The organism is Ferruginibacter sp. (assembly GCF_014377975.1).
GTDB lineage: Bacteria > Bacteroidota > Bacteroidia > Chitinophagales > Chitinophagaceae > Ferruginibacter.
Genome location: NZ_JACMOO010000203.1, coordinates 1 through 8,709, shown reverse-complemented (window position 1 = coordinate 8,709; position 8,709 = coordinate 1). Strand labels below are relative to the sequence as shown.

At 37.3% G+C, this 8,709-nt stretch carries 8 protein-coding genes; 1 reads left to right on the top strand and 7 read right to left on the bottom strand.

What is annotated here, in order from left to right; translation table 11 throughout:
- Positions 1-1,012: 1,012 nt before the first annotated feature.
- Positions 1,013-2,395: an RIP metalloprotease RseP gene (rseP, locus tag H7254_RS11440; RefSeq protein ID WP_301933093.1), complete on the bottom strand. Its 1,383-nt coding sequence runs from the start codon at positions 2,393-2,395 to the stop codon at positions 1,013-1,015.
- Between the two features lie 95 nt (positions 2,396-2,490).
- A complete protein-coding gene (locus H7254_RS11435; RefSeq protein WP_301933092.1) occupies positions 2,491-3,660 on the bottom strand; it encodes a 1-deoxy-D-xylulose-5-phosphate reductoisomerase in 1,170 nt (389 codons plus the stop codon).
- A 152-nt stretch (positions 3,661-3,812) separates the two neighbouring features.
- Here H7254_RS11435 and H7254_RS11430 point away from each other — a divergent pair, with 152 nt between their 5' ends.
- Entirely contained in the window at positions 3,813-3,986 is a 174-nt protein-coding gene (locus H7254_RS11430) for a hypothetical protein (protein WP_301933091.1), read from the top strand.
- A 33-nt stretch (positions 3,987-4,019) separates the two neighbouring features.
- Here the strand turns inward: H7254_RS11430 and H7254_RS11425 are convergent, their stop codons facing one another.
- The 5 genes from H7254_RS11425 to H7254_RS11405 all read right to left on the bottom strand — a co-directional run bounded on the left by H7254_RS11425 (position 4,020) and on the right by H7254_RS11405 (position 8,606).
- Positions 4,020-5,930: a DUF294 nucleotidyltransferase-like domain-containing protein gene (locus H7254_RS11425; protein WP_301933090.1), complete on the bottom strand. Its 1,911-nt coding sequence runs from the start codon at positions 5,928-5,930 to the stop codon at positions 4,020-4,022.
- Positions 5,923-6,651, bottom strand: coding sequence for a 3'-5' exonuclease (locus H7254_RS11420; protein WP_301933089.1), 729 nt, complete (start codon positions 6,649-6,651; stop codon positions 5,923-5,925). The genes H7254_RS11425 and H7254_RS11420 overlap by 8 nt, the downstream gene beginning before the upstream one ends.
- Positions 6,652-6,720: 69 nt before the next feature.
- Positions 6,721-8,052, bottom strand: coding sequence for an argininosuccinate lyase (gene argH / locus H7254_RS11415; protein ID WP_301933088.1), 1,332 nt, complete (start codon positions 8,050-8,052; stop codon positions 6,721-6,723).
- 18 nt (positions 8,053-8,070) lie between these two features.
- Positions 8,071-8,322, bottom strand: a complete 252-nt coding sequence (locus H7254_RS11410) for a hypothetical protein (protein ID WP_301933087.1) — start codon at positions 8,320-8,322, stop codon at positions 8,071-8,073.
- On the bottom strand, positions 8,316-8,606 hold the full coding sequence (locus H7254_RS11405) for a hypothetical protein (protein WP_301921489.1): 291 nt from the start codon (positions 8,604-8,606) through the stop codon (positions 8,316-8,318). Before H7254_RS11405 ends, H7254_RS11410 begins: the two co-directional genes overlap by 7 nt.
- Positions 8,607-8,709 lie beyond the last annotated feature (103 nt).

Below are 8,709 nucleotides of genomic sequence, written 5' to 3'. Positions count from 1 at the left end.
TCCTTTTATAAAAAACCTCCCATAGGTTTGGATGGTTTCATTGTTATACACTCTTGCCAGGGAATCCTTGTTTTGAGCATGTGCTAAAATAGTTATACAATTCGCAAGAACTAAGCAGATGAAAAAGCGTAATAATGTTTTGGTTCTTTTCATTTTTATTGTTTTGATTTTTGAAATAAACATATTGCCCTCCCCAACACTATGAAGTGAAAACCTTATAATAGCGAAATACGAGTTATTGTTAGAATATTTTTAATAAGTACTTGTATGACTCAGTGCATAACACAAAAAAATTGTACCAATTTTTTTGATACCACATTCATACTGATAAAAAAGTGCATTATTTTTTCCAGAATTGCACATGGTCATTCACTGTAAGTTCAGGTCTGTTTCCCTTTAATGTACTTGAAGTAACTGAAATAAAATACATGTTTTGGTTAGTAAATTTAGTAGGATACTTTTGTCTATATTCAATGATATGGTGAATTTGGAAGAAGATCCATCATAGATTACTGCCGGGGTGTATACCAGTTCCCTTTTGTTTCTGCTCCTTTGCTTGTTTCGGAAACGGTTCCTCTGCAGTAAAAAAAAAAGGAAATCAGCAAAGTAAGAAAGTCTTGTCTTCTACTTTTTGAATAATGGAAATGAATGTACATAAACCGGCTGTTAAAGCGGTGATTAAGGTTGCCTAAGAAACAGATGTGCTGCTTGTGGTTGTATCGTAAGTTGGATAATATTTTGGACAGTCTGTTAAAAATAAAATACCTGTTATCAACAGTGAAGCTGGTATGCCAATTAAATTTTTAATTATAAAAAAAAATAAATGGATGAATGTATCTATCCTTTGTAATCAGTAGCAGATGAATTGTTATCAGCTTTTTAAAAAATTGTATTCCTTTAAGGTTGCTGCATAAAAAAGAGAAAGCCATAAGGACCTTCTCTTTATAATCAATTACATACCAACCAGTCTGGAAGAACTTATAACTTATAACTTATAACTTTAACTTTATTCCTACCTGCTTCTTCCCCAGCCAAACCAGTCGTTGCCGTTGGCAAACAACATCAGGCTCAATAACAATACCATTCCTACTACCTGTGCATACTCTAAAAACTTTTCGCTTGGCTTGCGGCCGGTGATCATTTCGCCCAGTGTAAACAATACATGTCCGCCATCTAAAGCTGGTATGGGCAATAAGTTCATAAAGGCTAGTACAATGGATAAAAATGCAGTGATGTTCCAAAAACTTTCCCAATCCCAAGGGGTTGGAAAAACAGAGCCAATGGTTTTAAAACCACCCATGCCTTTGTAGGCACCTGTTTTTGGATTGGCCATTTTTTTAAACTGGTCAACATAACCACTTAATTTTTCCCATGTTTTTGCAACACCAGCCGGAAAGGCTTCCAGCAAAGAATATTTTTTTTCATCAATTTTTATCAGGCCCAGGCTATCCATTTCATATAAATTTATCCAGGGTAGCCCTATCTTACCATCACTGTTTACCCTGCTTCTCAAAGCAAGCTTCTCACCATTTCTATCAACTTCAATGGTCACACTGTCATTTCTCTTTTTTTCTACCAATTTACCCATTTCATCCACAAAAGTTACCGGTACACTATCTACGGAAATTATTTTATCCATCCTCTGAAGACCCGCCTTTTTTGCGTACATAGTGTCAAACATTTTATCAGAAAGATCACCCACAATGGCATTGCGTCTAAATTCAATAAATCCTACACCCTGCTTTTTCTTTTCCACCAGCTGACCAATCAAATCTACCGGCATTAGCAACGTTTTTTGCCTGCCGTTTTGTTCCACTGTTACGTTTAAAGCGGTGATCATTTTTGCTGGTATATCGTCAAAATATTTTATTTGTTGTCCGTTAATGGCAATAATTTTATCGCCATTGTTCAACCCAAATTTTAGCAGCAAACTATCGGCACAATAAATACCATTTTTAAAGGAGTTGTTTACAATTTTTTGTTCGCCCCATACAAATAATATCATAGCATAAATAAAAAATGCCAGCAATACATTTACGGTTACGCCTCCCAACATAATAATCAGCCTTTGCCATGCAGGCTTACTGCGAAATTCCCATGTCTGTGGTGGTAATTTCATGGCTTCTTTATCCATGCTCTCATCCACCATACCGGATATTTTTACATACCCGCCCAATGGTAACCAGCCAATACCATACTCGGTATCGCCTATTTTCTTTTTTACCAGAGAAAACCATGGATCGAAGAAAAGGTAAAATTTTTCAACCCTGCATTTAAACCACCGTGCCGTGATGTAATGACCGAACTCGTGTAAAATAACAAGTATGGAAAGGGATAATATTAATTGTGCAGTTTTTGAACCTACACTAACCCAGTTGATTGCTAAAAGTGTCATATTTCCCCCGTCCCGCCGCAGCGGGAAATTATTTAAAGTGTATAAAAAAATTGTATGATTATAAAAGACCGCTGGTTAAATTCACTTTGCGGTTTCTACATCTTTATTAAAGAAGCAGCAAAATTACGGGCTTCACCATCGCTTTCAAAATATTGTTCCAGTGTAGGTTTTTGTATAAAATGCACTTTTTCCATGGCTTTTTCAACCACCGCAGTAATATCTAAAAAGCCGATCAGGTTGCGCAGAAACGCCCATACAGCTATTTCGTTGGCTGCGTTCAGAATACAAGGCATGTTGCCGCCTTTAAACAGTGCCTCCGTGGCTAGAGCCAAATTTCTGAAAGTTTTAACATCCGGCTCTTCAAAATTGAGGGAGGTAACTTTTTTAAAGTCCAGCCTTGGAAAATCATTTACAATCCTTTGTGGAAAAGTCATAGCGTACTGTATGGGCAATTTCATATCCGGCAAACCCATCTGTGCTTTAATACTTCCATCTTCAAATTGAACCATGCTGTGGATGATGCTTTGAGGATGCACTACTACCTGTATCTGCTCAGGCAGCAGATTAAACAACCATTTGGCTTCAATCATCTCCAGCCCTTTATTCATGAGGGTTGCAGAGTCTATACTAATTTTTGCACCCATTGTCCAGTTGGGATGTTGCAGGGCATGATGCCTTTTTACATTCACCAAAAAATTTGGCTTTTTACCAAGGAAAGGACCACCGCTTGCTGTAAGAATTATCTTTTCAATTTTATTTCTTCCTTCGCCTATAAGGCATTGAAAAATAGCAGAGTGTTCACTATCCACCGGAATAACCGGTGCCTTGTTTTCCATTGCTTTTTGCATTACAATATCTCCTGCAACCACCAGGGTTTCTTTATTAGCAAGCCCTATTGCTTTGCCTTTTGCTACAGCTTTTAAAGTAGGTTTTAATCCGGCAAAACCTACAATGCCCGCCAGCATCATATCGTAACTGTCAAAATCAGCCACTTCTTCCAGTGCGGCTACGCCACAAAAAACTTTTATATTTTCTGATGAAAGGGCCTCCTTTACTTTATGATATTTTGCTTCGTCGCCAATTACAACAGCGTTCGGTTTAAATTCCAGCGCCTGTTTAACCAATAATTCGTCATTGGTTTGAGCAGTTAAAATCTCCGCTTCAAACAAATCCGGATTGGCACGTATCACTTCCAGTGCTTGTGTGCCGATGGAACCTGTAGAACCGAATAAAGCGATTCGTTTTTTTTGAATGGCATTGGCCATAGTTTGTTTTTTTTATAATCAGAGAAAATTGGAAAAAAACACACTGGTTTTTATCAATAGTTATTTGATACGGCAAATTACATTTTTAATTGTTTACATCCACCAGTGATATTTTTATATATGTTATAGAATGAATTTGTTGCAGGAACAAATTGAAGCTTCTTCCAGAAGATAACATCACAGATGGCAGGGCAGGCAAAGATTTGTTTGTACAAATACTTTTGATTGGCCTATCCATGGCAGTGACGTTGATTTGGAAGCTGAAGCCCCATAGAAAAAAAATTGTACAAGAGGGCGACGCAACGATTTACCACATTGCTTCTTAGCCCGGACAATATTTTTTGATTTTTTTTGCAAACCTAACCTAATAAATTTCCGGTAAACTGCATGCGGATGCGCAGTTGAAAGTTTTGGATGGTTTTAAATATTTCTCTTAAAGTAAGCTGGTCTATTTTTGTTAATTGTTGCGGCATGATATAATTATCGGGTGGCAAATGATTTTGTATTATTTGCTGCGACTGTGTTTTTAGCCGTAACCCCATTAAATAATAATACGATTGAAGCAGCTCGGTTACTTCGCTTTCTGTAAACACCTGCATGTCTTTTAAAGCCTTTAATCTTTCGCCCGTATTGGATTCAAAAATATGGTTCTTTAAGGCATATACCCTTACCAGATCAACAATGGGTGTCATAGCTTTTTTAATGTCGAACACCTCTTTTTTATCTACTTTAAACGTACGTATATTTTTAAAAAAAGCTGTGAGTGGTGGTTCATATTGCAATGCATTTTGAGCCATAAAATGAAACAGCCTGTCCATAGGATTTTGCAATTGCCCACTTAAAAAAACTTCCAGTTCTTTGATGATGGTTTCATCGCCGTATAAATAACGACAATCAAAAAACGTGGCTATCTGCATCACTGTTTCGGGCAACGTTTCCTTTATCCAACTAAAGTAATTATTTTTCCAGTGTGATAAAGAGTGCGTCCACTTTGGGTTTTGAGCCATATAGCCGCCGCTGCAATAACTAAAGCCAATGGTATTTAAATAACCTGAAATAAAGGTGGCAAACTTTAAAAAATATTCCCGTACTTCTTCCCGGTGTTCGTTGGCTTTGTCTTCGTAAATGATAGCATTATCCTGATCGGTTTTTAAAGTTTGCTCTTTGCGCCCTTCGCTGCCCATCACCATAAAAACAAATTTTGCTGGTGGTGCACCCATCTGTTTTGTTACGGTTTCAATTACTTTTATTGCAATAGTATCTGATACGGTAGTGATAACCTGGTTTACAATGGCAGCATGTACACCACGTTCGAGTAGTTGCGTTACAAGGGCTGGCACGGCTTCCCACTTGCGTTTTAACTCTTCAACAGAACGGGACTGCTTTACGGATTGAATAAATAGCAGCGGCGACTGCCCCTGTTCACTTAACAATTTATTACGACTGATAAAGCCTACGTACTCCCCATTTTTTTCGACAAGCAGGTACCGCATTTTTGTACGAAACATACTTAATACAGCTTCGTACACAAAGGCATGGACGTTGATGGAAGCAATAGGGGTATCCATGACACTGCTTACGGGGCTTTGGTAACTGGCTTGTTTGGCCACTACATTTTCCCGCAGGGTAATGTCCGTTATAAAGCCAATTATTTTACTCTGCGCATCTTTTACAAACAGGCAACTTATTTTTTGCTGGCCCATCACCAGGGCTGCCTGGTGAACGGGTGTATTGCTCCGGCACCATACTATTTCCCGATATTCTAGGCTTTCAATACGGCGGCTGTACAATTGTTCGGAGGTGATAAAACTTCGTTCGAAATTAGTGGGGTTTTTATAAAAATATGCAAACTCTTCATTAAGCATTCGTTTACCAAAAGAACCGGTGAAGTATTGATAGAATTCCTCATACCGGGCGCACAATATATTGAAAGCCTTACGGGGCAGGGTATATACAATAGTGCCCTTTTTAACTATCACCGTAGTGAGCGATTTACGGCCGTTTAGCAATTCAGAAATACCTCCGTAACAATCACCTGATTTAAATATTTCAACCAGCCTTTTATTATGATTGGTATCGTAAAAAAATGCTTCGTATTCTCCCGTTGCGATAATATCAACGCCTTTTAATTTCGTTGTTTCCTGGTGATAAATGGTGCCGTCTTTTTGATATTTTATTTCTACCAGCAGCGGAGCAATATGCTCTAATTCCTGTTGCGGTAAAAGATTAAAAGGCATTACAGTTTTTAAAAAAGGGATGCGGTTATCCATAATAAAGGGCTATTAAAAATGCACTGAATAAAATGAATAAAACAGCCAAAAGCCATCTGGCTGCATTACCAGCTTTTTCATTTTGTTTAAATTGAATTGGTGGTTGTGTAAAGTTGGTAATCTCTTTTCTTTTTACCAACTCAGAAAAACATTCGGCAGTTGCAGTGGCATCTACTATGGCATTGTGCTGGCTTAACAGTGGCTTTTTAAAAAGCAACTCATACAAATTACCTAACCTTAAAAATTTTATATGGGGATTTTGCTGCAAATGCTGCGAGGCTTTCATAATACAAAAAACAGATAATTTTTCCATAGGATTTTCCAGGGCTTCCCTAAAATAATCAGCACCAAGAATACGAAAATCCAACTCCACAAAATAACCGACAACGGTGGGCTGGTATTGCAGAAGGTCTGTGGTTAAAATAGATAACAACTGCCGGCGGGGCATACCGCTTTTTTGTAAAAAGTTCTTTGTGAGTCCGTGAATACTTAAAGCAGATGGTGAAATTTCAAAATCGTTGTTGCTGATGTAGTGATTTTCTTCCTTGATCTTTACCCCGGCCTTATTATAAATGAGCCAGCTAACCTGCACTGCATGCGGCCAGTTACCCGGAGTACTGTAAGGCATGTTCCATTTTTTTGGCAAACCAGATGCTTCGGTATCAATAAATAAAAAGTAATCGTTTAGTGGCAATTCATCCGATTTTAAAGATATATTCATTAAGGAACATATCGTTCGTTTATTGAAAACAGCGAAAACATTTAATCAGTAAAAGAACAATTTATATACTTACCGAAGCAGCTTTTCAATAGCACTGTTTACTTTACTAAAATTAAATTTTTCTATTACATTTTCCATCATTTGCTGAATTTGCTTGTTGCACAAATTACCGATGGAGCCTTCATGTGTGTGAGCAGTTGCGGGTGTATAATTAAAATTGCCCGCCTCAATATCAAGCCCAATTTTTTTATATGCATCCCTGAAAGGCATGCCTTGCAGTACCAGTTTATTTACCTCTTCTACACTAAACAGGTATTTGTATTTTTCATCCCTCAGCAAATCTTTTTTTACCTGAATATTACTCAGCATTAATCCGGCCATTTGCAGGCAGGATTGCAGGTTTTCAAAAGCAGGAATAATATGCTCTTTTAATAATTGCAGGTCTCTTTGATAACCCGATGGCAGGTTAACCGTCATCAGCATAATCTCGTTCGGTAATGCCAGTATGCGGTTGCAATGCGCACGGATCAGTTCAAATACATCCGGATTTTTTTTGTGCGGCATGATGCTGCTGCCTGTGGTTAGTTCATCCGGAAAACTGATGAAAGCAAAATTTTGATTCAGGTATAAACAGGCGTCCATACTAAGTTTGGAGAGCGATGCAGCAATATTTGCGAGGGCAGATGCAACAATTCGTTCTGTTTTACCACGACCCATTTGTGCGTACACTACATTGTAATTCAGGTCTTCAAAACCTAAAAGGTTTGTGGTCATAGTGCGATTGATGGGGAAAGAAGAGCCATAGCCTGCTGCCGAACCCAATGGATTTTTATTAACTACCCGGTAAGCCGCTTCAAGGGTTATAAGATCATCTACCAAACTTTCTGCATACGCACCAAACCATAAACCGAAAGAAGAAGGCATGGCCAGTTGCAGATGAGTGTAACCGGGTAAAAGATCAGCCCTGTATTTTTCGCTTTGCAAAATCAGCAGGTCGAAAAATTCTTTTGTGCTGTGTACCAGTTTTTCAATTTCGCTGCGCAGAAAAAGTTTAAGGTCAACCAATACCTGGTCGTTCCTGCTTCTTGCGCTGTGTATTTTTTTTCCTGTATCCCCCAGTTTGTGGGTGAGCATTAGTTCTACCTGGCTGTGAATATCTTCCACACCTTCATCCAACTGAAAATTACCTTTGGATATTTGCTGATAAATTTCTTTTAACGCAACTTCCAGCACAATCAATTCGTCTTTGGTTAACAAGCCAACAGACTCCAGCATTTTTGTATGTGCCAATGATCCGAGTACATCAAAAGGCGCTAAATAAATATCAAGGTCACGGTCGTTGCCAACCGTAAATTTCTCTACTTCCTTTAAGGATGCTTTATCTTTTTGCCAAAGTTTCAATGGGCTATTTTTTATTATTTATTCAAAATATTGATTGTACAAAAAACAAAGAATATGCAGTTTTGCATCTTTTACCATCATTCCAATTCTACTTTTATCAATGTATAATTTGTAATAGTTTCTATTTCCAGCGTTGGCTAAAATATCTTTTACATCGGTGGGCTTATCAACAATTTTTAACTGCTGATAAATGATTCTGAATTTTTGTTGAAATGAAATGGGGCATTTCTGAAGCTGATCTACAAAATGCTCTTCAATTTCTATTACCATTTCATTCTTTTTTCAAAATCGGATGAAGATATAAAAGTTCCTTTTTTACTTTCTTTAATTTTTAACGCATCTATATAGTCTTCCACTTCTGAATTTTCAATGATGGACAAGAGCTTAAGCACCTCACCGGTTGTCCAGTTACCTTTTTGTTTTTTCTGTGAAAAATTAGCTGGTTTTAATCCTATTTTTTGAGATAAATAATCATTTCTAAAACCACTGATTTCTATTAGCTGACCCATATTATCCACCAGCATCTGGTAGTTCAATACAATTTTTGATAACATTAAATTTATATTTTAATTTAGAATAATTAAATTTTAATACAAAAATACTAAATTAAAATCATTTTATAAAATCTGCTCAATCAGTTTTATATAAGTATCAATC

Bases quoted from the DNA above. Each gene is read 5' to 3' on its own strand.
- rseP (WP_301933093.1), bottom strand. From the start codon at position 2,395: ATGACACTTTTAGCAATCAACTGGGTTAGTGTAGGTTCAAAAACTGCA.
- H7254_RS11435 (WP_301933092.1), bottom strand. From the start codon at position 3,660: ATGGCCAATGCCATTCAAAAAAAACGAATCGCTTTATTCGGTTCTACA.
- H7254_RS11425 (WP_301933090.1), bottom strand. From the start codon at position 5,930: ATGGATAACCGCATCCCTTTTTTAAAAACTGTAATGCCTTTTAATCTT.
- H7254_RS11420 (WP_301933089.1), bottom strand. From the start codon at position 6,651: ATGAATATATCTTTAAAATCGGATGAATTGCCACTAAACGATTACTTT.
- H7254_RS11410 (WP_301933087.1), bottom strand. From the start codon at position 8,322: ATGGTAATAGAAATTGAAGAGCATTTTGTAGATCAGCTTCAGAAATGC.
- H7254_RS11405 (WP_301921489.1), bottom strand. From the start codon at position 8,606: ATGTTATCAAAAATTGTATTGAACTACCAGATGCTGGTGGATAATATG.